The sequence below is a fragment of the Burkholderia stagnalis genome (assembly GCF_902830275.1).
GTDB classification, from domain to species: domain Bacteria; phylum Pseudomonadota; class Gammaproteobacteria; order Burkholderiales; family Burkholderiaceae; genus Burkholderia; species Burkholderia stagnalis.
The window spans coordinates 89,775-112,472 of sequence record NZ_CADESW010000022.1 but is presented as its reverse complement, the minus strand read 5'-3'; the positions used below and the strand labels follow the sequence as shown (position 1 = coordinate 112,472).

General features: G+C 69.3%; 15 protein-coding genes. 8 read left to right on the top strand and 7 right to left on the bottom strand.

The genetic code is table 11. The features are described 5' to 3' along the window. Positions 1-15 precede the first annotated feature (15 nt). The 4 genes from aroG to HWY45_RS29580 all read right to left on the bottom strand — a co-directional run bounded on the left by aroG (position 16) and on the right by HWY45_RS29580 (position 8,127). Positions 16-1,089, bottom strand: coding sequence for a 3-deoxy-7-phosphoheptulonate synthase AroG (aroG, locus tag HWY45_RS29595; RefSeq protein ID WP_017333248.1), 1,074 nt, complete (start codon positions 1,087-1,089; stop codon positions 16-18). A gap of 395 nt (positions 1,090-1,484) precedes the next feature. Beyond that, positions 1,485-2,951 (bottom strand): metalloprotease TldD, encoded by a 1,467-nt coding sequence (gene tldD, locus HWY45_RS29590; RefSeq protein ID WP_059565235.1) that lies wholly within the window; start codon positions 2,949-2,951, stop codon positions 1,485-1,487. Positions 2,952-3,056: 105 nt separating this feature from the next. Then, positions 3,057-3,884, bottom strand: coding sequence for a carbon-nitrogen hydrolase family protein (locus HWY45_RS29585; protein WP_059565236.1), 828 nt, complete (start codon positions 3,882-3,884; stop codon positions 3,057-3,059). A gap of 43 nt (positions 3,885-3,927) precedes the next feature. Next, positions 3,928-8,127, bottom strand: a complete 4,200-nt coding sequence (locus HWY45_RS29580) for a YhdP family phospholipid transporter (RefSeq protein ID WP_059882592.1) — start codon at positions 8,125-8,127, stop codon at positions 3,928-3,930. Between the two features lie 183 nt (positions 8,128-8,310). On the opposite strand from HWY45_RS29580, the gene glnE reads away from it, so the two are divergent. After that, positions 8,311-11,100 carry a bifunctional [glutamate--ammonia ligase]-adenylyl-L-tyrosine phosphorylase/[glutamate--ammonia-ligase] adenylyltransferase gene (gene glnE / locus HWY45_RS29575; RefSeq protein ID WP_059882674.1) on the top strand — a complete coding sequence of 930 codons (2,790 nt, stop codon included), beginning with the start codon at positions 8,311-8,313 and terminating at the stop codon, positions 11,098-11,100. A 150-nt stretch (positions 11,101-11,250) separates the two neighbouring features. After that, positions 11,251-13,491 (top strand): carbohydrate-binding protein, encoded by a 2,241-nt coding sequence (locus HWY45_RS29570; protein WP_230947021.1) that lies wholly within the window; start codon positions 11,251-11,253, stop codon positions 13,489-13,491. Between the two features lie 81 nt (positions 13,492-13,572). Here the strand turns inward: HWY45_RS29570 and recN are convergent, their stop codons facing one another. After that, on the bottom strand, positions 13,573-15,222 hold the full coding sequence (gene recN, locus HWY45_RS29565; protein WP_059565238.1) for a DNA repair protein RecN: 1,650 nt from the start codon (positions 15,220-15,222) through the stop codon (positions 13,573-13,575). Between the two features lie 19 nt (positions 15,223-15,241). Beyond that, complete coding sequence (locus HWY45_RS29560) at positions 15,242-16,147, bottom strand: NAD kinase (protein ID WP_059802525.1); 906 nt, start codon at positions 16,145-16,147, stop codon at positions 15,242-15,244. 127 nt (positions 16,148-16,274) lie between these two features. Between HWY45_RS29560 and hrcA the strand changes: the two genes are divergently transcribed. The 3 genes from hrcA (at position 16,275) to HWY45_RS29545 (ending at position 18,988) form a co-directional block, all read left to right on the top strand. After that, positions 16,275-17,297 carry a heat-inducible transcriptional repressor HrcA gene (gene hrcA, locus HWY45_RS29555; protein WP_059565240.1) on the top strand — a complete coding sequence of 341 codons (1,023 nt, stop codon included), beginning with the start codon at positions 16,275-16,277 and terminating at the stop codon, positions 17,295-17,297. Positions 17,298-17,431: 134 nt separating this feature from the next. After that, complete coding sequence (hemH, locus tag HWY45_RS29550; RefSeq protein WP_059882594.1) at positions 17,432-18,496, top strand: ferrochelatase; 1,065 nt, start codon at positions 17,432-17,434, stop codon at positions 18,494-18,496. An 84-nt stretch (positions 18,497-18,580) separates the two neighbouring features. Continuing rightward, a complete protein-coding gene (locus HWY45_RS29545) occupies positions 18,581-18,988 on the top strand; it encodes an RNA-binding S4 domain-containing protein (protein WP_059565242.1) in 408 nt (135 codons plus the stop codon). Here the strand turns inward: HWY45_RS29545 and HWY45_RS29540 are convergent. Next, on the bottom strand, positions 18,960-19,121 hold the full coding sequence (locus HWY45_RS29540; RefSeq protein WP_167361362.1) for a hypothetical protein: 162 nt from the start codon (positions 19,119-19,121) through the stop codon (positions 18,960-18,962). The genes HWY45_RS29545 and HWY45_RS29540 overlap by 29 nt on opposite strands. Before the next feature lie 321 nt (positions 19,122-19,442). Here HWY45_RS29540 and grpE point away from each other — a divergent pair, with 321 nt between their 5' ends. From grpE to dnaK, 3 genes are all read left to right on the top strand, one after another. Further along, entirely contained in the window at positions 19,443-19,988 is a 546-nt protein-coding gene (grpE, locus tag HWY45_RS29535) for a nucleotide exchange factor GrpE (RefSeq protein ID WP_059565243.1), read from the top strand. A 10-nt stretch (positions 19,989-19,998) separates the two neighbouring features. Continuing rightward, positions 19,999-20,421, top strand: a complete 423-nt coding sequence (locus HWY45_RS29530; RefSeq protein ID WP_059882596.1) for a thioredoxin family protein — start codon at positions 19,999-20,001, stop codon at positions 20,419-20,421. Positions 20,422-20,568: 147 nt separating this feature from the next. Beyond that, entirely contained in the window at positions 20,569-22,518 is a 1,950-nt protein-coding gene (gene dnaK, locus HWY45_RS29525; protein ID WP_059565245.1) for a molecular chaperone DnaK, read from the top strand. Positions 22,519-22,698 lie beyond the last annotated feature (180 nt).

Genomic DNA, 22,698 nt, shown 5'->3' with positions numbered 1-22,698 from the left:
GCCGCCCGTGCCGATTCAGTTCCCGCTGCCGCGCGCCACGCGCCGCGCCTTGACCGATTCCGCGAGGCCTTCGAGCACTTTCACGCTGTCTTCCCACGCGATGCACGCATCGGTGATGCTCTGGCCGTAAGTCAGCGGGCAGCCTTCCTTCAGATCCTGACGGCCTTCGACGAGGTGCGACTCGATCATCACGCCGACGATCCGCTCGTCGCCCGCCGCGATCTGGCGGCCGATGTCCGCGCACACCGGGATCTGGTTCTCGTGCTTCTTCGAGCTGTTCGCGTGGCTCGCGTCGATCATCAGGCGCGCGGCGAGGCCGGCCTTGCCGATGTCCGCGCATGCGGCGTTCACGCTGTCCGCGTCGTAGTTCGGCGTCTTGCCGCCGCGCAGGATCACGTGGCAATCCTCGTTGCCGGCCGTCGACACGATCGCCGAGTGGCCGCCCTTCGTCACCGACAGGAAATGGTGCGGCTGCGACGCGGCCTTGATCGCGTCGACCGCGATCTTCACGTTGCCGTCGGTGCCGTTCTTGAAGCCGACCGGGCACGACAGCCCCGACGCCAGCTCGCGGTGCACTTGCGATTCGGTCGTGCGCGCGCCGATCGCGCCCCACGAGATCAGGTCGGCGATGTACTGCGGGCTGATCATGTCGAGGTATTCGGTCGCGGCCGGCAGCCCCATCTCGTTGATGTGCAGCAGCAGCTCGCGCGCGGTGCGCAGCCCTTCGTTGATCTTGAAGCTGTTGTCGAGGTGCGGATCGTTGATCAGCCCCTTCCAGCCGACCGTCGTGCGCGGCTTCTCGAAGTACACGCGCATCACGATCTCGAGTTCGTTGCCGAAGCGCTCGCGCTCCTTGACGAGCCGCCCCGCATACTCGAGCGCCGCCTTCGTGTCGTGGATCGAGCACGGCCCGATCACGACGATCAGGCGGTCGTCCATCCCGTGCAGGATCCGGTGCATCGACTGCCGCGCGTTGTAGATCAGCTCGGACGCGGCTTCGGAGCACGCGAATTCACGGATCAGGTGGGCGGGCGGCGTCAGCTCCTTGAGCTCGCGGATTCGGACGTCGTCGGTATTGTGCGGGGGCATGCTGTTTCTCCTCGTTCGGGGGGCCGTGCGGTCAATGAGCGTGCGGCAGATTCATCAATTCAGGCGATTCGGTTGGTTCGGCCGGGGCTGCCGTGCGGCTGCAGCGCTGGCCGGGTGGCGAAGGGCGAAAAAAAACCGCCGGGTTCGCCGGCGGTTTTTTCGGGAATTTTGGTTGCGCTTCACGCGCCATCAACCCTCTCGATCCGCCAGCGGTCTGAGATGCCAGAAAAAGTAAAAGTAAAACTTGGCGGACATGACGGAGATTGGATTCGTCAAAAAAGTTGATTCGGAATTTATACCCCGTCCCCGGTCGGCTGGCAACCGGGGGGTGTCGAAAATGCGGACAATCCGCGCATTTTTCGAGAAATGCGCGGATTGTCTGCGCCGCGATGCGGTTATGCCGTGCCGCCGACCGTCATCTTGTCGATCCGCAGGGTCGGCTGGCCGACGCCGACCGGCACGCTCTGGCCTTCCTTGCCGCACACGCCGACGCCGGTGTCGAGCGACATGTCGTTGCCGATCATGCTCACGTACTTCAGCGATTCCGGGCCACTGCCGATCAGCGTCGCGCCCTTCACCGGGTAGGTGATCTTGCCGTTCTCGATCATGTATGCCTCGGATGCCGAGAACACGAACTTGCCGTTCGTGATGTCGACCTGGCCGCCGCCGAAGTTCACCGCATACAGGCCGTTCTTCACCGACGCGATGATCTCCTGCGGATCCTTGTCGCCGTTCAGCATGTAGGTGTTGGTCATGCGCGGCATCGGCAGCGCCGCGTACGATTCGCGCCGCGCGTTGCCGGTGACGGGCATCTTCATCAGGCGCGCGTTCAGCGTGTCCTGGATGTAGCCCTTCAGGATGCCGTCCTCGATCAGCGTCGTGCACTGCGTCGGGTTGCCCTCGTCGTCGATGTTCAGCGAGCCGCGGCGGTTCGGCAGCGTGCCGTCGTCGACGACGGTGACGCCCTTCGCGGCGACCTGCTCGCCGATCCGGCCCGCGAACGCCGACGAACCCTTGCGGTTGAAGTCGCCCTCGAGGCCGTGGCCGATCGCCTCGTGCAGCAGCACGCCCGGCCAGCCCGGCCCGAGCACGACCGTCATCGCGCCGGCCGGCGCGGGGCGCGCGTCGAGGTTCACGAGCGCCGCGTGCACCGCGTCGTCGACGTAGCGCGACAGGACTTCATCGGTGAAGTAGCCGTAGTCGAAGCGGCCGCCGCCGCCGCCGCTGCCGATCTCGCGGCGGCCGTTCTGCTCGGCGATCACCGTCACCGACACGCGCACGAGCGGGCGGATGTCCGCCGCGAGCGCGCCGTCGCTGCGCGCGACCAGCACGACGTCGTATTCGCCGGCGAGGCCCGCCATCACCTGCGTGATGCGCGGGTCGCGGCCGCGCGCCATCTGCTCGATGCGCTCGAGCAGCTTGACCTTGGCCGTCGCGTCGAGCGACGCGAGCGGATCGGACGGCAGGTACAGGTCGCGGCCCGAGATGCCCTTCAGCGACGTTGCCGCCTTGACCTTCTGGCGGCCGCCGCCCGCGGCCGCGATCGCCTTGGTGGCCGCGGCCGCCTGCGCGATCGCTTCCGGCGACAGGTCGTCCGAGTATGCGAACGCGGTGCGGTCGCCCGCGACCGCACGCACGCCGACGCCCTGATCGATGCTGAAACTGCCCGATTTGACGATGCCTTCCTCGAGACTCCACGCTTCGCTGCGGGTCGCCTGGAAGTACAGGTCCGCGTAGTCGACGCGATGCGTGAAGATGTCGGCGATCGTGCGCGTCAGGAGGCTCTCGTCGAGGCCGTAGGGCGTGAGCAGGATGTCCTTCGCCAGCGCCAGGTTGCGGATGCCGGGTTCGATGATGTTCATGCGGATATCGGGGTTTCTCAAAAAGTTGTCGGGTGCCGAATCGGGTGCGTATCGGGCAGATGGTTCGCGCGGGCCGGGTTTCAAGGGGGCAGGGCGGGCGGCCGGTCAGCCGAGCACGCGGTGCCGCCACGCGGGCAGGCTCTGGCGCACGTCGGCGATGCGCTGCGGGTCGAGCGTGCCGGTCACGACACTTGCGCCCTCGGCGCGCTCCGCGACGATCTCGCCCCACGGGTCGACCAGCATGCTGTGGCCCCAGGTGCGCCGGCCGTTCTCGTGCTTGCCGCCCTGCGCGGCCGCGAGCACGTAGCATTGATTTTCGACCGCCCGCGCGCGCAGCAGCGTTTCCCAGTGCGCGCGGCCGGTGGTGTAGGTGAATGCCGACGGCACCACGACGAGCGCGCAGTCGCCCATCTTGCGGTACAGCTCCGGAAAGCGAAGATCGTAACAGACCGACAGTCCGACGCGGCCGAACGGCGCGTCGAACGTGACGACCGTATCGCCGGGGCGGATCGTGCGCGCCTCGTCGAACGATTCGTCGCCCTTCTCGAAGTTGAACAGGTGGATCTTGTCGTAGCGCGCCGCTTCGCGGCCGTCCGGATCGAACACGAGCGTCGTGTTCAGCACGCGGTTCGCCTCGGGCGCCTTCAGCGGCAGCGTGCCGCCGATCACCCAGATGCCGTGGCGGCGTGCCGCGTCGGCGAGGAACTGCTGGATCGGGCCGTCCTGGTACGACTCGGCGAGCGCGAGCTTGTCGGTGTCCTGGTGCCCCATGAAGCAGAAGTACTCGGGCAGCAGCACGAGCTGCGCGCCTTCGCCGGCCGCCTCCGCGATCAGGCGGCGGGCTTCGGCGAGATTGCGCGCGACGTCCGGCGTGCTCACCATCTGCAGCGCGGCAACCCGGACGGGCGTGGCGGAAAGGGCGTGGTCGGTCATCGCGGAATCGGTTGCGTCATAAATGGGGTGCGGCCCGTGCGGCTCACGGGTTCGCCGTGCCGCCCGCATCGCGGTTCATCTTACCCTGATCGCCCCGCACCCGCTCGATGTGCGGATGCGCCCACGAACCGTTGATCGTGTAGTCCATCGCGAACGCCCGCTGCAGCGTTTCGGACAGCGCGAGGTTCGCGGCCAGCACCCCGACGCCGAGCAGCGGGTTGATGATCGCGGCCGCGATCGCCGCCGTGCCGGCGCCGATCTTCGGCGCGACGTGCGCATGCAGGTCTTGGGTTTCCGCGCCGAGATCGACCGAGCCTTTCAGCGTGACCTTCGCGGGCGGCGTCGTCATCTCGAAATCGCCGATGCGCGCGATGCCGTTGGTGATCTGGCCGGTGCCCGTGATCTTCTCGAACGGCAGCCCCTTGCCGACCACGTCGCGGAAGTTGAGCGTCAGGAAGCGCGCGAGGCTCTGCAGGCTCAGCACGCCGAGCAGCTTCGCGGCGCCCGGATCGACCTTCAGGATCTGGCCGTGTTCGAGGTCGAGCGCGAGATGGCCGTTCAGCGACGGGTAGTCGAGCGCCGTCGGGCCGCCGCGCCAGCCGACCTTGCCGGTCAGCGTGCCGTGGCCGTCCGCGATCGTGCGCGGCAGGCCGACTCGGTCGAGCAGCGCGCCGGCATTGTCGATGTCGAGCTTGAAGTCGAACACGGTGCGGCGCGGCGCGTCCGCTTCGTCGCTGCCGCGCGCGAGCGCCCGGCGCGACGTGCGCCAGTTCGCGGTCGCGGTGAGCTTCGCCGCCGGGTTCGACAGTTCCAGCCGGTCGAGCTGCCAGACCGGCACGCCGTCTTCCTCGAGGTTGCGCGCGTTGACGACCAGGCGGCCGATGTCGTGCCCGCGCGCGACGACCTCGTCGACGATCAGGTCGATCGACGGCATCGTATGGTCGGCCGGCGTCGGCAGGTTCATCGCGCGGCCGACGAGATCGTGTTCGGCGCTCTGCGGAATCACGAGCTTCGCGAGCCGCGCGTTCAGCACGCCCGGATCGTTGGGGTGGCCGCCCGGCGCCCACGACAGGTAGCCGGACACCTGGTTCGACGCGACGTTCGCCTGCCACAGCTCGTCGATGTGTGACGCGCCGACGATCACGTTCTCCCAGTTGCGCTTGAGCAGCTTCAGCGTGCCGAAGTGGAACGCGAAGCGCTTCGGCACGAAGCTGGCCAGGTCGACGCGCGCGGCGCCCGACGGCGATTCCGGCGTGCGCGGCGGGTTGCGCAGCGAGCGTGCGAGGTCGAGCCACGCGTCGGCATCCAGCTCGTCGACGTCGACCGCCGCGCTCACGCCGTCCTGCGGCACGTCGGGCATCCGGTGGATCCCCATCGCGCCGCGCACCGCGCGCAGCGGCTCGCCGGGCGTCGCGTCGAGCAGGTAGCTCGCGGCGATCGGCCCGAGCGTCAGGTCCGCGTGCTCGAGGCGCCGGCCGCCGGCAGCCGGCGCCGGCTGCAGCGTGAAGCTGAACGGCATCGGCTTGCCCGCGGGTTTCGCGAACGGCGCGGGGAAGTTCAGCGCGACGCCCGTCAGGTCGGAGCGGGCCGTGATGGCGGGCGCGCGGCCGGGGGCGCCGCGCACGGCGATCCGGTACGGCGCGTCGCCGGCCACGTGCTCGAGCAGCGCGTCGGCCGGGCCGTGCAGGTTCAGCCCGCGCGCGGCGTCGAGCGCGAACCGGCCGTCGACGTCGACCGCATACGGGCCGTGCGCCGTCAGGTTGCCGTTCGCGTGCACCGGGCCGCCGAGGAAGCGGCCGGAGAGGTTGTCGAGCGCCGCGCCCGATTGCGTGAAGCGCACGCTGCCGCGCAGCGCGGACAGCGGCGGCACGCCTTCGGCCGACAGCGTATTGCCGCCGAACGCGAGCGCGCCTTCGACGGTGGTGTGCTGGTGCACGGCATGCTGCGGAATCGTCAGCTTGAGCGAAAGCGCCGCCGGCCCCTGCGCGTCGATCTTCTCGCCGACGTGGCCGCTCATGCTGCCGAGCGAGCTGTTGTTCGCGTAGTCGACCAGGTCGGCGAGCGGGCCGTTCGCATGCCCCTCGATCACGAGCGGCGTCGTGGCCGGACGGCCGAGATCCGCGATCCGCCCGGTGACCTTGGTCAGCGCGACGCGCTTGTAGTGCGCGCGCGCGATGTCGAAGCGCAGCTTGTTCTGCTCGATCTCGAACACGCCGTCGATGCCGTCGAGCGCGGGCCACACGCTCTGCGTGCCGTTCGCGAGCGTGTGCGGCGGAAACGGCGTCGGCTCGAAGCGGCCGCCGGTGAACGGCGCGACGATGCGGAAGGTGCCGGCGGTCGGCTCGTGCTCGTACGGGAAGGTTTCGAGCGGGCCGCGCGCGACGATCGACGCGCCCTTGGTGACCTGCCCGGCCTGCAGCGCGTGGCCGAGATACTGGCGCAGGTGCTCGGACATGCCGGTCGGCAGGTAGCGCGGAATGCGGGCGACGGCGGCGCGCGCGAAGTCGGCGCGCAGGTCGAGCGAGCCGCGCCCGTGGCCGGGGTTCGAGTAGCTGCCCGACACCGCGATCTCGGCGTCCGGGTTCGACACGAGCAGGTCGGGCACCGTCACGTCGACGCGCGCGTGCCTGTCGCCCGGTGCGGGGGTGACGACCCATTTCGCATTGCCGCGCAGCCGGTCGAACGTGAGGCGCGGGTCGTCGAACTCGCCCGGCACCGTGACCGCGGCGTTGACCGTGTCGAAATGCGCGGTGCCGCCCGTCTCGTTCGCGTCGACGCGGCCCCACAGGTTCTCGATGCCCGGCCAGCCGGCGCGCGGATGGCCGCGCGCGGACAGCCCGGGCGGCGGCTCCTGCGCGGCGAAGCTGATGCCCTGCAGGTCGCCGAGGAAACGGTAGCGGATCACCGGCGCGGCGCCCGTGCGCTTCTCTTCCTCGGCGAGCTCGGCATGCGCGGGCTTCGCGCGCTCGACCTCGATGTGATAGTTCGACACCATCCCGCGCGGGTCGGCCCGGATCAGCTCGTTGCGCAGGTGGGCCGGCAGCGGCAGCCCGCGGATGAACTCGCTGAGGATGCCGAGATCGACGCGGTCGCCGGTCACGCTGATCAGCTGCCCCTGCGCGGCGGACGGCACCCGGTAGCGCGCGGTGAGCGTCGCCATCCCGAGCGAGCGGGCGAGCGGCGTGCCGTCCGGCAGCGGCGGCTGGCCCAGCTCGGCGTGAAAGCGCGACAGGTGCAGCGTGTAGTCGTGGCCGGGGTCCATCGTCAGGTCCCAGCCGAAGCGGGCGATCGGCACGTCGAGCCGTGGCTGGGTCGGCCGCACGCGCAGCGCGACGTCGGCGCCCTGCAGCTTGCCGCCCGCCGAGCGCAGCCGGCCGTCGCGGAAGGTCGCCCAGATCGCGTTGTCGATCTGGCCCGCGTGCATCGTGAGCGGCATGTTCACGTAGCGGGCGAGCGTCGGCAGGTCGACCGGGCCGGTCGACAGGTACGCGTCGCCGGTCCAGTTCGCGGGCTTGCCGATCGGCGCGAGCGCCTTGTGCGTGAAGCGCGCGCGGAAATCCAGCGGGCCGCGCAGCAGCGTGCCGTTCGCGGGCGCCTGCAGCGCCGCCCGGTGGACACGGCCGTTATTCAGCACCGCGAGCCGGATGCCGGACAGCGCGAGTTCCGGCGCGTCGTGCCGCGCGTCGCGCCAGCGCAGCGTGCCGCCGCGCAGCACGATCGCCTCCTGGTTGAGCAGCCAGGTGCTGAACGTGTCGTTGCCGCCATGGGTGGTCGGCACGCCGATGCCGGCGATGAACAGCGCGCCGTCCGCGGTGCGCTCGACGACGAGGTCCGGCTGGTCGACGATCAGGCTCGACAGCGCGGGCTTCAGGCGCAGCAGCGACATCCACGACAGCGCGGCGCTCGCGTGCGGCACCGACAGCGCCACCCGGCCGTCGTGGCCGCGGATCGTCAGCCCGGCGACCTCGACGCCCGGCTGCATGCCGGACCAGTGAGGGGAAAGCTTGCCGATCGAAAGCTGCGCATGCAGCCGGGTGGAAACGAAGCGCTCGATGTCGGGGCGGTAGTCGTCGATGCGGGGCAGCAGCACGTAGCGCAGCCCGAGGAAGGCGCCCGACGCGACGAAGTAGGTGCCGAGCCCGACCGCCAGCGTCACCTTGAACACGCGGCGCAGCACCGGATGCTCATGCTTCGGATGTCCCGCATCGGGCACTGCAACGGCGGATTCCTGACGGTCGGACATGCGGCGGAAGGGCGACGGTATGGTAGCTTTGCGAACTGACGTTGAAATGTATCACACGGGTTCGTGCCGGCGGCCGTTGCGGCGGTGCGGCACGGGCTTCCCGGCGCGCGGCGGCGTGGCGGTCGCGCAGTCGATGCGATCCGCCCGGCCGCGCCGAGTTCCTTGCGCAAGGCCCGCTTCTCGATGACCGATGCTTCAGCCCTGATCAGCACGTCCTATTCCCGCTACCTCGCACGCGCGGCCGCCGCGCGCCCCGCGCTCGCCGCGCACGTCGCCGCGTGGGCGGCCGCGCCGCTCGCCCGGGCGCAGCTCGACGCGCGGCTCACCGAGCTGCTCGCGCTGCCCGCCGGCGCAGCGACCGAGGACCAGTTCAAGCAGGCGCTGCGCCAGCTGCGCGCCGAGGTGTTCGGCGCGGTCGCCGAGCGCGACCTGCGCGGGCTCGCCGACGTCGCCGAGGTCACGGGCGCGATGACCGATCTCGCCGAGGTCGCGGTGCAGCGCGCGATCGCGCTGCTGTCGGCCGAACTCGAGGCGATGTACGGCGAGCCGCGCGGCGCCGACGGCCAGCGCGTCGTGCTCGGCGTGGTCGGGATGGGCAAGCTCGGCGGGCGCGAGCTGAACGTGTCGTCCGACATCGACCTGATCTTCGTCTACGAGGACGACGGCGAAACGGCGGGCGGCACCCGCGCGGCGCTGTCGACGCAGGAATACTTCACGCGGCTCGGCCGGCGCCTGATCGGCGTGCTGTCCGAGGTGACGGCCGACGGCTACGTGTTCCGGGTCGACATGCGGCTGCGCCCGAACGGCGATTCCGGCCCGCTCGTCTGCAGCCTCGGGATGCTCGAGGAATACTTCTACGTGCAGGGCCGCGAGTGGGAGCGCTACGCGTGGATCAAGGGCCGGCTCGTGTCGGAGGGCGAGAGCGACGCGGCGCGGCGGCTCGCGGCGCAGCTCGACGCGATCGTCAAGCCGTTCGTCTACCGGCGGTATCTGGATTTCGGCGTGATCGGCGCGATCCGCTCGCTGCACCAGCAGATTCGCCAGGAGGCGGCGCGCCGCGCGTCGATGCGCCCGGACAAGGCCGACGACATCAAGCTCGGGCGTGGCGGAATTCGCGAGATCGAGTTCAGCGCGCAGGTGTTCCAGCTGATCCGCGGCGGCCAGGACGCCGGCTTCCGCGTGCGTCCGACGCTCGCGGTGCTCCAGCACGCGCAGGCGCGCGGGCTGATCGGCGACGACGTGCGGGCGCGGCTGACCGAGGCGTACAACTTCCTGCGCACGCTCGAACACCGGCTGCAATACCGCAACGACGCGCAAACCCATGCGATGCCGGTCGACGCCGACGAGCGCGCGGCGCTCGCCGCGTCGCTCGGCTTCGCCGACTATGCGGCGCTGATGGCGGCGCTCGACGGCCACCGGGCCTTCGTCGAGGCGCAGTTCGACCAGCTCTTCGCGGACAAGGCCGGCGGCGGGCCCGGCTGCGGCGGCGCCGAGGACAGCGCGGCCGCGTGGATCTGGAGCGGCGCGCTTGCCGAGGACGGCGCGGACGACGACGCGCTGGCGGCCCGCCTGGCCAGCCTCGGCTTCGCCGATCCGGCCGCGGTGCTGACGCGCCTGCGCGCGGTCTGGCGCTCGTCGCGCTACACGGGCCTCGCGGAAAAGAGCCGGCACCGCTTCGACAGCGTCGCGCAGCGCGCGCTCGAGGCGGCGCCGCGGATCGACGCCGCGCACCGCGACGACACCATCGTGCGGCTGTTCGACCTGCTCGAGACGGTGAGCCGGCGCGGCGTCTATCTTGCGCTGCTGACCGAATACCCGGCGGCGCTCGACCGCGTGCTGTCGGTGCTCGGCGCGACGCGCTGGGGCGGCGGCTATCTGATCCGGCACCCGCAATTGCTCGACGAGCTGCTCGACGACGAGGCGATCGCAAGCCCGTTCGACTGGCCCGCATTCAAGGCTGCGCTGCGCGCGCGGCTCGCGGCCGCCGACGGCCCCGAGCAGCAGATGGACCTGCTGCGCCACGCGCAGCACGCGGAGGTGTTCCGCATCCTGCTGATCGATCTCGCGGGGCAGCTGTCGGTCGAGCACGTCAGCGACCGCCTGTCCGAGCTGGCCGACGCGGTGCTCGACGTGACGATCGAGGTCGTCTGGTCGCAGCTCGCGAAGCGCCATCGCGACGTGCCGAAGTTCGCGGTGATCGCGTACGGCAAGCTCGGCGGCAAGGAACTCGGCTACGCGTCCGATCTCGACCTGATCTTCCTGTACGACGACCCGGACGAGCGCTCCGCGGATGTCTACACGACCTTCACGCGGCGGCTGATCACGTGGCTGACGACGGCCACCGGCGCCGGCGCGCTGTTCGACATCGACCTGCGGCTGCGGCCGAACGGCGAGGCCGGGCTGCTCGTCACCGATCTCGACGCGTTCCGCCGCTACCAGCTGCGCGAGGGCGATGCGGCGAATACCGCGTGGGTGTGGGAGCACCAGGCGCTGACGCGGGCGCGCTACAGCGCCGGCGACGCGCAGATCGGCGCCGCGTTCGAGGCGATTCGCCAGCAGGTGCTGACGATGCCGCGCGACGCGGCCGTGCTCGCGAAGGAGATCGTCGACATGCGCGACAAGGTGTTCGCCGGCCACCCGAACCACGGCGAGCTGTTCGACCTGAAGCATGACCGGGGCGGGATGGTGGACATCGAGTTCATCGTCCAGTACTGGGTGCTGCTGCACGCATCGGGCGATCCGGAGCTGATTCGCAACACCGGCAACATCGCGCTGCTGCGCGAGGTCGCGCGCTTCGGGCTGATGAGCGAGGCGGAAGCCGAGCGCGTCGGCGCGGCATACCGCACGTACCGGAAGCTGCAGCACAAGCTGCGGCTCGACGGGATGGAGAAGGCGCGGGTCGATCCGTCGGTCGTCGCCGACGAGCGGGCGGCCGTCGCCGCACTGTGGGCGCGCGTGTTCGGCGGGGCATGACGGTCGCACGCGGAGTCGCGCAGGCCGCCTGAACCGCGGCCGCGGCTTTGAGATTCGTTTGAGATTGTTTGAGCGGGATGGCGCGGATCGGAAGAATCCGGCTTCCCGTTCAACAGGTGCCGCGTGCGCCGCAAGCGATCTCGACCCATCTTGAAAACTATCCGCCACTCCCTCGCCTTGACGGCGCTGTCCGCGGCTGCCGCCGGACTGTTCTCCGCTTCCGCCGGCGCCGCCGAGCCGGCGTCCACTTCGCTCAAGAACCTGTCGCGCGGCGACGGCCAGTGTCTGGCCTGGCAGCCGGCCGACAACGCGGCCGAGTTCGCGTCATGCGACGGCAGCGCCGCACAGGACTGGACCTTCGAGCCGCGCGACGGCTTCCAGCGTATCGTCAACGCCGGCGCGAGCACCGCGCGCGGCACGAAGATGTGCCTGCACGCGTCCGCCGGGAACACCGGGATGGGGCGCGTAGCGGTGGGCGTCTGCAGCGAAGGCGACCAGACGATGCGCGACTGGCGGCCGGACATCGGCGTCGACGGCCGCGTAACGTTCGGCAACCGGTACCGGGCCAACACCGGCCGGGGCAACGAGGTGCTGGCGCCGCGCGACGGCGGTGCCGGCGTCGCGACGCAGAACGTACGCGGCCAGCCGGCGTCGGTGTGGAAGACGTCCGCGTCGATCGCGCCGCCGCAGCGTCCGCTGCTCGGCAACAAGTCCGCGCTGCTGATGGTGACGCACTTCAACGATTCGAAACCGGCCGACAGCGAGGTCGTGCACAAGGCCGTGTTCGGCGACGGCCACGACTACGCGTCGCTGCGGCGCTATCTCGAGGTGGCGTCGCGCGGCAAGCTGACGCTGCACGGACAGACGCTCGACAGCGTCAACCTCGGCGAGCGGCCCGCGGCCTGCGACTCGGGCGCGCTCCGTGCGGCCGCGCGCAATGCGGCGTTCGCCCGCGGCGTGAATCCGGACAAGTTCGATTACCTGTTCGTCGACCTGCCGAAAATGAGCAGCTGCAATTGGGGCGGGCTCGCCGCCAATCCCGGCAACTGGATCCTGTCGAACGCGAGCGGCCACGGCTACTGGATGTGGTCGCACGAATTCGGCCACAACCTGGGCGCGAGGCATCCCGGCTCGCTCGTCGACTGCCCGACGCCGGGCGGCACGGTCGAGGTCGGCGGCGCATGCCGCGCCGGCAAGGTCGACGATCCGTCCGACACGATGGGCGGCGGCGGCCGACGCCTGTATCCGGCGAGCTATCAGTTGTTCGCCGGCTGGCTCGGCGAAGCCGACGTGCCGGAGATCAAGGGAGACGGCACCTACCGGCTCGCGCCGCTGTGGGGCGATGCGCCCGGCGCGAAGGCGTATCGCATCGCGCGCACCGACGGTTCGACGCTGTGGCTCGAGTTCCGCCAGCCGCAGCGCGGCTTCGACGACTGGAAGTCGAACGATCCGTTCGTCAACGGCGTGATCGTGCGGACCGTCGCGCACGGCGGCAATGTGCTGACCAACACGCTGATCGATACGTCGCCGGGTAGCGCGACGGGGATGAAGGACGCGCCGCTGATGCCCGGCCATGCGCTGCACGACACGTTGTCAGGCAAGATCGTCACCGTGAAGTCGGTCGGGCCGGACGGCGCCGTGGTCGAGGTGAGGAACGATGGCCTGCTGCTGCCGCAGGCGGCGATCACCGGCCCGCAGCAGGCGAATGCCGGCGCGGCGGTCGTGCTGTCGGGCGCGTCGTCGGTCGGCGAGCGGCTCGGTTACGCGTGGACGGCGCCGGCCGGCATCGAGGCGAAGCCGGCCGGTGCGGAACTGCGCTTTACCGCGCCCGCGCTCGAACAGGATCGCGATTACGCGTTCGATCTGACCGTCACCAACGAAAAGGGCTACACGGCGCAGGCGACGCATGTCGTCCAGGTGAAGGCGCAGGAAATCGTCCCGCCGCCGCGTGCGGCGATCAGCGGGCCGTCGACGGTCGACGGCGGCGCGACCGTCACGTTGTCCGGCGCGTCGTCGAGCGGCAAGGGGCTGAAGCATGCGTGGACCGGGCCGGCCGGCGTGCCGCTCGTCCAGAACGGCGCGATTGCGACGTTCACCGCGCCGAAGGCGGCCGACGCGCGCCGTTATGCGTTCCGGCTGATGGTGACCGATGCGCAGGGCCGCCAGGCCGAGGCGACCCACGACGTGACCGTGCGCGCGTCGGCCGGCGAGGGCGTGGCCGCGTGGGATCCGAAGAAGACCTATGCGACGCCGTGCCATGAGGTCAGCCACGGCGGCAAGATCTGGGTCAACGGCTGGTGGGTGCTTGGCGATGTGCCGGGCACGGGCGGCGAGTGGGCGGCGTGGCGCGAGAAAGGCGTCGCGAACATGCACGCACAATGCAAGGGCTGATTGCCGCGCGGCGGCAGCGAGATTCGGGCGCAGGCGGGCGGGCATGCGCGCGCCATTCCCGGCGCCGCTTGGCTCGACCGGTCACGCCGCCAGCATTTCCTTCGCGTGCTTGCGCGTCGTCGCGGTGATCTCGAGCCCGCCGAGCATCCGCGCGACTTCCTCGACGCGGCTCGCCCGGTCGAGCGGGACGACCGTCGACACGGTGCCGCCTCGGGCGTCCGCGCCCTTCGCGACCTGGAAGTGCTGGTCGCCGCGCGCCGCGACCTGCGGCAGGTGGGTCACGCACAGGACCTGCCGGTCGCGTCCGAGCTGGTGCAGCAGCCGGCCGACCACTTCGGCGACGCCGCCGCCGATCCCGGTGTCGACTTCGTCGAAGATCAGTGTCGGCGTCGGGCTCGCGGCGCTCGCGATCACCGCGAGCGCGAGGCTGATCCGCGCGAGTTCGCCGCCCGACGCGACTTTCGCGAGCGGCCGCAGCGGCACGCCGGGATGGCCGGCCACGCGGAATTCGACCTGTTCGAGCCCGTGCGGGCCGCCGTCGGCGAGCGGCACGAGCGCCACCTCGAAGCTGCCGCCCGCCATCGACAGTTCCTGCATGCCGGCGGTCACGGCCGCGCCGAGCGCCTTGGCCGCCTGTGTGCGCGCCTTCGACAGGCGCTTCGCATCGGCGAGATACGCATCCCACGCCTTGGCCTGCGCCGCGTGCAGCGCGCCCAGATCGGCCGCCGCGTCGAGCGCGGCAAGCTGCGCGCGCCGCGCCGCGTGCTCCTCGTGCAGCGTGTCGGGCGGCAGGCGGAACTTGCGGGCGGTCGAGTGCAGCGCGTCGACGCGCGTTTCGACCTGCGCGAGCCGGTCCGGATCGAGGTCGAGACGCTGCGCGTAGTGCGACAGCGAGTAGACGGCCTCCTGCAGCTGGATTTCGGCCGGCTCGAGCGACGCGAGCGCGTCGCCGAGCGCCGGATCGTAGTCGGCGAGGCTGCGCAGCTTCGAGACGATCGCGCCGAGCTGCGCGAGCATCGCGTCGTCGGCCTCGGATAGCGCGTTGAGCGCGCCCTGCACGCCGTCGATCAGGTTCGCCGAATGCGTCAGGCGCTTGTGCTCGGCATTGACTTCTTCCCATTCGCCGGGCTGCGGCGCGAGCTTGTCGAGCTCGGCGAGCTGCCACGCGAGCTTCTCGCGTTCGAGCTGCAGCTCGCGCTCGTGCGCCTGCGCCGTCTCGATCGCCTGGGTCGCGTCGCGCCACACGCGCCATGCGCGCGCGACGTTGGCGGCGTCGGCGACGAGCCCCGCGTGGGTGTCGAACAGCTCGCGCTGCGCGTCCGGCCGCATCAGCAGCTGGTGCGCATGCTGGCCGTGGATGTCGACGAGCATCTCGCCGAGCTCGCGCAGCTGCGCGAGGGTGGCGCTGGTGCCGTTGACGAACGCGCGCGAGCGGCCGTTCGTATCGATCACGCGGCGCAGCATCACGGTGTCCTCCGTGTCGAACGCGTGCTCGTCGAGCCAGCGCGCGACGCGGTCGTGCGGCGTGAATTCGGCGGTGATGTCGGCGCGGCTGCAGCCGGTGCGCACGACGCTCGCGTCGGCGCGCTCGCCGAGCGCCAGCGCGAGCGCGTCGATCAGGATCGATTTGCCGGCGCCGGTTTCGCCGGAGAAAACGGTAAAGCCGCTGTCGAATTCAAGGTCGAGCGCGGCCACGATGACGAAGTCGCGGATCGAGAGGTGACGGAGCATGGTGTCGGGCGGTGGGGCGTCAGGACGCCGTGTCGTCGTCTTCGTTCGAAGGATGTTCGTTCCAGTGCAGCTTCTTGCGCAGCGTCGCGTAGTAGCTGTAGCCGATCGGGTGCAGGAACGGCACCGTGTGCTTCGAGCGGCGCACCTCGATCGTGTCGTTCAGTTCGAGCGACGTGAACGACTGCATGTCGAAGTTCACGTTGACGTCGCGCCCGGCGACGATCTGGATCGCGATCTTGGTGTCGTCCGGCAGCACGATCGGCCGGTTCGACAGCGCATGCGGCGCGATCGGCACGAGCACGATGCCCTGGAGCTGCGGATGCAGGATCGGCCCGGCCGACGACAGCGCGTACGCGGTCGAGCCGGTCGGCGTCGCGACGATCAGGCCGTCCGAACGCTGGTTGTACATGAACCGGCCGTCCACCGACGCGCGCAGCTCGACCATCCCGGAAAAGCCGCTGCGGTTCACGACGACGTCGTTGAACGCGAGCGCGTGGTAGATCGGTTCGCCGTTGCGCATGATCCGGGCCTCGAGCAGCGAGCGCTCCTCGCGCTCGAACTTGCCCGCCAGCATCACGGGGACGAGCGCCTGCATGTCGGCCGCCGCGATGTCGGTGATGAAGCCGAGCCGCCCGTGGTTGATCCCGATCAGCGGCGTCTTGTAAGGCGCAAGCTGCCGGCCGATGCCGAGCATCGTGCCGTCGCCGCCCAGCACGATCGCCACGTCGGCGCGCGCCCCGATTTCGGCGGGGGTGAGCGCCGGGTAGCCGGCGATGCCGATCTCGCGCGCGGTGTCGGCTTCGAAGACCACCTCGAAACCCCGCTTCGCGATGCAGGCGGCCAGCGTGGCGAGCGGCTCGGCGATGCCGGGCGTGTTGCTCCGGCCGACGAGCGCGACAGTATTGAACTGATTACCGGTTTTCATGCCGGCATTACACCATAGCTCGTTGACGAAAAGAACCGTCCGCGCCCCCGGGCGCCGCGGCGGGGCTGCCCGGGTGCCGGTTGCGGCCACTCGCCGCAGCCGCGCGGTTGCGCTAAAATTTTCCACCATGCTAGATCCTCGCGCACGAACCCTCCTGAAAACCCTGATCGAACGGTATATCGCCGACGGTCAGCCGGTCGGATCGCGCACGTTGTCTCGTTACTCCGGGCTGGAGCTGAGCCCGGCGACGATCCGCAACGTGATGTCCGACCTGGAGGAGCTCGGCCTCGTGTCGAGCCCGCACACGTCGGCCGGCCGCGTGCCGACCCCGCGCGGCTATCGCCTGTTCGTCGACACGATGCTGACGGTCGAGGCGCCGATCGACGCCGACGCGGTCGCCCGCCAGGTGCAGACCACGCTGCAGGCCGGCGAGCCGCAGCAGAAGGTGGTCGCGGCCGCGGCGAGCGTGCTGTCGAACCTGTCGCAGTTCGCGGGCGTCGTGCTGACGCCGCGCCGCAGTCACGTGTTCAAGCAGATCGAGTTCATGCGCCTGTCCGACAAGCGCATCCTGCTCATCATCGTCACGCCCGAGGGCGACGTGCAGAACCGCATGCTCGCGACCCCGCGCGACTATTCGCCGTCGCAGCTGACCGAGGCGTCCAACTACATCAACGCGCACTTCGCCGGGCTGTCGTTCGACGACGTGCGGCGCCGCCTGCGCGACGAGATCGACCAGCTGCGCGGCGACATGACCGCGCTGATGCACGCGGCCGTGACCGCGAGCACCGAGGTGCCGGACACCGAGGACACCGTACTCATTTCCGGCGAGCGCAACCTGCTCGAAGTGGCGGACCTGTCGTCCGACATGGCGCGGCTGCGCAAGCTGTTCGACGTTTTCGACCACAAGACGGGCCTCCTGCAATTGCTCGACGTGTCGAGCCACGCCCAGGGCGTGCAGATCTTCATCGGCGGCGAATCGACGCTCGTGCCGATCGAGGAAATGAGCGTGGTCACCGCACCCTACGAGGTGAACGGCAAGATCGTCGGCACGCTCGGCGTGATCGGCCCGACCCGCATGGCGTACAACCGCGTGATCCCGATCGTCGACATCACCGCGCGCCTGCTGTCGCTCGCGCTCAGCCAGCAATAGCCGCCGATCCGGTCCCGTTATCGTGCCGCGGCGCGCGGCGCGCCGCAATCGGCCGAACGGCCAGTCACCCCGCGAGGGACGGGCCGCTATAATTGAAGGCCGTCCGGTTTCGTGCCTCGAGCACGTCGTTATTCATGCGCTTCGATCTTGAGCCGCCATCGAGCGTCGCGGCCGCCCATCGCATCGCGGTGCTGCTGATCAATCTCGGCACGCCCGATGCGCCGACGCCGCGCGCCGTTCGCCGCTATCTCGCCGAATTCCTGTCCGATCCCCGCGTGGTCGAAATCCCGCAGGCGCTCTGGCAGATCCTGCTGCGCACGGTCATCCTGCCGCTGCGCGGCCGCGCGTCCGCGAAGAAATACGCGGCCGTCTGGATGCCGGAGGGCTCGCCGCTGCGTGTCCATACCGAGCGCCAGGTCGACGGCGTGCGCCACCTGCTCGCGTCGAATGGCTACCACGTGATGGTCGACTACGCGATGCGCTACGGCAGCCCGGGCATCGCGCAGGTGCTCGCGCAGCTCAAGCGGGCCGGTGCCGAGCGCGTGCTGCTGATGCCGATGTATCCGCAATATTCCGCGTCGACCACGGCGACGGCGTTCGACGCCGCGTTCGGCGCGCTCGCGCGCATGCGTAACCAGCCGGAAGTCCGCACCGTGCGCCATTACGCCGATCATCCGGCGTACATCCACGCGCTCGCCGAGCAGGTGCGGCAGTACTGGGCGCAGCACGGCCGGCCCGATTTCGCGGCCGGCGACAAGCTGGTGCTGAGCTTCCACGGCGTGCCGAAACGCACGCTCGATCTCGGCGATCCCTATCACGACCAGTGCCAGCAGACGGCCGCGCTGCTGATGGCGGCGCTCGGCCTGTCGACGCTCGAGTGCCGCGTCACGTTCCAGTCGCGCTTCGGCAAGGCCGAATGGCTGCAGCCGTACACGGCGCCGACGCTGCGCGAGCTCGGCGAGGCCGGCGTGCGGCGCGCGGACGTGTTCTGTCCCGGTTTCACCGCCGACTGCCTCGAGACGATCGAGGAAATCGGCATGGAAGTGCGCGACGAATTCATCGCCGGCGGCGGCAAGGCGTTCCATCGCATTCCGTGCCTGAACGGCGCGCATGCGTGGATCGGCGCGCTCGGCGAGATCGTCGCGGAGAATCTGCAGGGCTGGCCGGTCAAGGCAGGGCAGCTGGAAACGGTGAACTGAAATGACACGATCCCCACGCTCACTTCGTTCGCTGCCCCCCGAGGGGGTGGTCAGCCTCCTTGGGGCGGCCCGGCGGAGGCTGACATGAACTACCGGATTTCCACGGAACCGGGCGCGAAACTTCGCATCGACAAATGGCTGTGGGCCGCGCGATTCTTCAAGACCCGTTCACTCGCGGCCGATGCGGTCGACAAGGGCCGGGTGCGGATCGGCGGGGCGCCGGTCAAGCCGGCCAAGGAAGTGCGCGTGGGCGACCAGGTCGAGATTGCGATCGACGGCATCGTCTGGCACATTGCCGTGCTGGGCGTATGCGACGTGCGCGGGCCGGCGAGCGTCGCGCAGACGCTTTATGCGGAGTCCGAAGCCGGGCGGGCCGAACGGCTCGCCGAACAGGAGCGGCGCCGCATGTTCCGCGAGCCGGCGGCCCAGCTGCACGGCCGGCCGACCAAGCGCGATCGCCGCATCATCGACAGATTTTCTGGTGGGGACTGAATATCTGGTCGAACGTCGCGCGCGCGCTTCCGTATTCGGTCGTGCGGTCGTTGACCGCCCCGGACAGGCAGATGGTGGTGGTGCCAGCGACGAGTACCAGCGCGACCACCGAGATGGCAAAGGTCAGTTTCACGGTACTCCCCCTCGAGAAGACGGGTGAAAATGGCGCCAGGTGGATGTCAGGCAATGGTCAGCTAGGGTTAACGAGCGTCCCCGATGCCTGAGTTGCAGTGTAGGTCAGCGTCAGGGGGCGGGCTAGTACTTGTCCGGTAAGCGTTGTTACAGGCCGTTTCGCGCGATCGGGCGGTTGTTTCGCGGTGCTTTCGAATGCGTTCGAATAACCCTCTTGAAATCGCAGTTTTCACCTCTATCTGCACCAGCAATGTGCGGTGCCGTCGGAATTTCGTCTGACGGTTGCCGATTTGGCTTCAACCTCTAATCGACTTTCAGCGACATGGAAAACACGCAAGAGAACCCGGCACCCCAATCGGCCGAAGACACCGGCAGCGAGACGCAGGGCGCGCAAGGCGCCGCGCCGGCAGCCGTTGCCGCCGACGCGGCGCTTGCCGAGGCTCAGGCCAAGGTCGCCGAGCTGCAGGAGAGCTTCCTGCGCGCGAAGGCCGAGACCGAGAACGTGCGCCGCCGCGCCCAGGACGACGTCGCGAAGGCGCACAAGTTCGCGATCGAAAGCTTTGCCGAGCACCTGCTGCCGGTGCTGGACAGCCTCGAGGCCGCGGTCGGCGACACGTCCGGCGATCTCGCGAAGGTACGCGAAGGCGTCGAGCTGACGCTGCGCCAGCTGACGAGCGCGCTCGAAAAGGGCCGCGTCGTCGCGATCAACCCGGTCGGCGAGAAGTTCGATCCGCACCAGCACCAGGCGATTTCGATGGTGCCGGCCGAGCAGGATCCGAACACCGTCGTCACGGTGCTGCAAAAGGGCTACATGATCGCCGACCGCGTGCTGCGTCCGGCGCTCGTCACGGTCGCGCAGCCGAAGTAAGGCTGTCGTCATGGCTGCCGTCGGCGTCGATCCGGCCGCGTTCGACGCGTTCGCGATGCAGGCGCTGTCCGCCGATACGTTCGACGCCGGCCTTGCCGGCGCGGGCGACGCGCTGGCCGTGGTGTTCTTCTGGGGCGTCGACTGCTTCAATTGCGAGATCGCGAAGAAGGCGATGCTCGCGCAGCCCGATGCGATCCGCGCGCTGGGCCTGAAATGGTTCCATAGCAACGTGTACGAACACCGCGAGCTGGGGCGCCGCTTCGCGCTGCATGGCGTGCCGACGTGGTTCTTCTTTCACCGCGGCCGGCGGCTCGGCCGCGCGACCGGCTGGCATGGCCTTGCGCAGTTCCAGGCGGCTGTATCGGCCGCGCGCGCGAAGATCGCCGCGGCGGGCGAGCCCGTGGCGGGCGATCCCGCGGCGCGTGGCGATTGAAAAAATTTAATAGCCGCATCGACGGTCGGGTCTTGAAAACGGTGCCGACGGACGCATTTCGGGAACAGAGTTGAATTCGGCGCGCGAAACCGCCCAAAAAAGCGGGGTTTCGCGCAGCAATCAAGGATTTCTGGAGATTAGGAAAACATGGGAAAGATCATCGGTATTGACCTCGGCACCACGAACTCGTGCGTCGCGATCATGGAAGGCAACCAGGTCAAGGTCATCGAGAACTCGGAAGGCGCCCGCACGACGCCGTCGATCATCGCGTACATGGACGACAACGAAGTGCTCGTCGGCGCGCCGGCCAAGCGTCAGTCGGTGACGAACCCGAAGAACACGCTGTTCGCGGTGAAGCGCCTGATCGGCCGCCGCTTCGAAGAGAAGGAAGTGCAGAAGGACATCGGCCTGATGCCGTACGCGATCATCAAGGCGGACAACGGCGACGCGTGGGTCGAAGCCCACGGCGAGAAGCTGGCGCCGCCGCAAGTGTCGGCCGAAGTGCTGCGCAAGATGAAGAAGACGGCCGAAGACTACCTCGGCGAGCCGGTCACGGAAGCCGTGATCACGGTGCCGGCGTACTTCAACGACAGCCAGCGCCAGGCGACCAAGGACGCCGGCCGCATCGCGGGCCTCGAAGTCAAGCGGATCATCAACGAGCCGACCGCGGCCGCGCTCGCGTTCGGCCTCGACAAGGCCGAGAAGGGCGACCGCAAGATCGCCGTGTATGACCTCGGCGGCGGCACGTTCGACGTGTCGATCATCGAGATCGCGGACGTCGACGGCGAAATGCAGTTCGAAGTGCTGTCGACCAACGGCGACACGTTCCTCGGCGGCGAGGACTTCGACCAGCGCATCATCGACTACATCATCGGCGAGTTCAAGAAGGAGCAGGGCGTCGACCTGTCGAAGGACGTGCTCGCGCTGCAGCGCCTGAAGGAAGCCGCTGAAAAGGCGAAGATCGAACTGTCGTCGAGCCAGCAGACCGAAATCAACCTGCCGTACATCACGGCGGACGCATCGGGCCCGAAGCACTTGAACCTGAAGATCACCCGCGCGAAGCTGGAAGCGCTGGTCGAGGATCTGGTCGAGCGCACGATCGAGCCGTGCCGCATCGCGATCAAGGACGCGGGCGTCAAGGTGTCGGACATCGACGACGTGATCCTGGTCGGCGGCCAGACCCGCATGCCGAAGGTGCTGGAGAAGGTGAAGGAGTTCTTCGGCAAGGATCCGCGCCGTGACGTGAACCCGGACGAAGCCGTCGCAGTCGGCGCGGCGATCCAGGGCCAGGTGCTGTCGGGCGACCGCAAGGACGTGCTGCTGCTCGACGTGACCCCGCTGTCGCTCGGCATCGAGACGCTCGGCGGCGTGATGACGAAGATGATCAACAAGAACACGACGATCCCGACGAAGCACGCGCAGGTGTATTCGACGGCGGACGACAACCAGGGCGCCGTGACGATCAAGGTGTTCCAGGGCGAGCGCGAAATGGCAGCGGGCAACAAGCTGCTCGGCGAGTTCAACCTGGAAGGCATCCCGCCCGCACCGCGCGGCGTGCCGCAGATCGAAGTGACCTTCGACATCGACGCGAACGGCATCCTGCACGTCGGCGCGAAGGACAAGGCGACCGGCAAGGAAAACAAGATCACGATCAAGGCGAACTCGGGCCTGTCCGAGGCCGAGATCGACCAGATGATCAAGGACGCGGAAGCGAACGCGGCGGAAGACCACAAGCTGCGCGAGCTGGCCGATTCGCGCAACCAGGGCGACGCGCTGGTCCACAGCACCAAGAAGGCGCTGACCGAGTACGGCGACAAGCTGGACGCGGGCGAGAAGGAGAAGATCGAAGCCGCGCTGAAGGAGCTCGAGGAAGTGTTGAAGAACACGTCGAGTGACAAGGCAGCGATCGATGCGAAGGTCGAAGCGGTGGCGACGGCGTCGCAGAAGCTGGGCGAGAAGATGTACGCCGACATGCAGGCCCAGGCAGGTGCGGCCGGCGCGGCGGGCGCAGCGGAAGGCGCGGCCCACGCGGGCGGTGCGCAGCAGGCTGCGGACGACGTCGTCGACGCCGAGTTCAAGGAAGTGAAGAAGGACTGAGCCGGGTTGCGACAGCACCACCGCCGCGCGCGAGATCGCGCGCGGCGCGGCTGACAAGCGGTCTGTCTTTCCTTGCGGATGGCCGGATCGACTCTACGCCTGGCGGGCTTCGCGGCCCTCCGGGCACATTTGTTTTTTGGCGGGCGCTGCGTGTGCCGTCACCGGACGGGTGCCGCAACG

What these genes read in the sequence shown, in the direction of transcription:
- aroG (WP_017333248.1), bottom strand. Translation starts at nt 1,089, where the DNA reads ATGCCCCCGCACAATACCGACGACGTCCGAATCCGCGAGCTCAAGGAG.
- tldD (WP_059565235.1), bottom strand. Translation starts at nt 2,951, where the DNA reads ATGAACATCATCGAACCCGGCATCCGCAACCTGGCGCTGGCGAAGGAC.
- HWY45_RS29585 (WP_059565236.1), bottom strand. Translation starts at nt 3,884, where the DNA reads ATGACCGACCACGCCCTTTCCGCCACGCCCGTCCGGGTTGCCGCGCTG.
- HWY45_RS29580 (WP_059882592.1), bottom strand. Translation starts at nt 8,127, where the DNA reads ATGTCCGACCGTCAGGAATCCGCCGTTGCAGTGCCCGATGCGGGACAT.
- glnE (WP_059882674.1), top strand. Translation starts at nt 8,311, where the DNA reads ATGACCGATGCTTCAGCCCTGATCAGCACGTCCTATTCCCGCTACCTC.
- recN (WP_059565238.1), bottom strand. Translation starts at nt 15,222, where the DNA reads ATGCTCCGTCACCTCTCGATCCGCGACTTCGTCATCGTGGCCGCGCTC.
- HWY45_RS29560 (WP_059802525.1), bottom strand. Translation starts at nt 16,147, where the DNA reads ATGAAAACCGGTAATCAGTTCAATACTGTCGCGCTCGTCGGCCGGAGC.
- hrcA (WP_059565240.1), top strand. Translation starts at nt 16,275, where the DNA reads ATGCTAGATCCTCGCGCACGAACCCTCCTGAAAACCCTGATCGAACGG.
- hemH (WP_059882594.1), top strand. Translation starts at nt 17,432, where the DNA reads ATGCGCTTCGATCTTGAGCCGCCATCGAGCGTCGCGGCCGCCCATCGC.
- HWY45_RS29545 (WP_059565242.1), top strand. Translation starts at nt 18,581, where the DNA reads ATGAACTACCGGATTTCCACGGAACCGGGCGCGAAACTTCGCATCGAC.
- grpE (WP_059565243.1), top strand. Translation starts at nt 19,443, where the DNA reads ATGGAAAACACGCAAGAGAACCCGGCACCCCAATCGGCCGAAGACACC.
- HWY45_RS29530 (WP_059882596.1), top strand. Translation starts at nt 19,999, where the DNA reads ATGGCTGCCGTCGGCGTCGATCCGGCCGCGTTCGACGCGTTCGCGATG.
- dnaK (WP_059565245.1), top strand. Translation starts at nt 20,569, where the DNA reads ATGGGAAAGATCATCGGTATTGACCTCGGCACCACGAACTCGTGCGTC.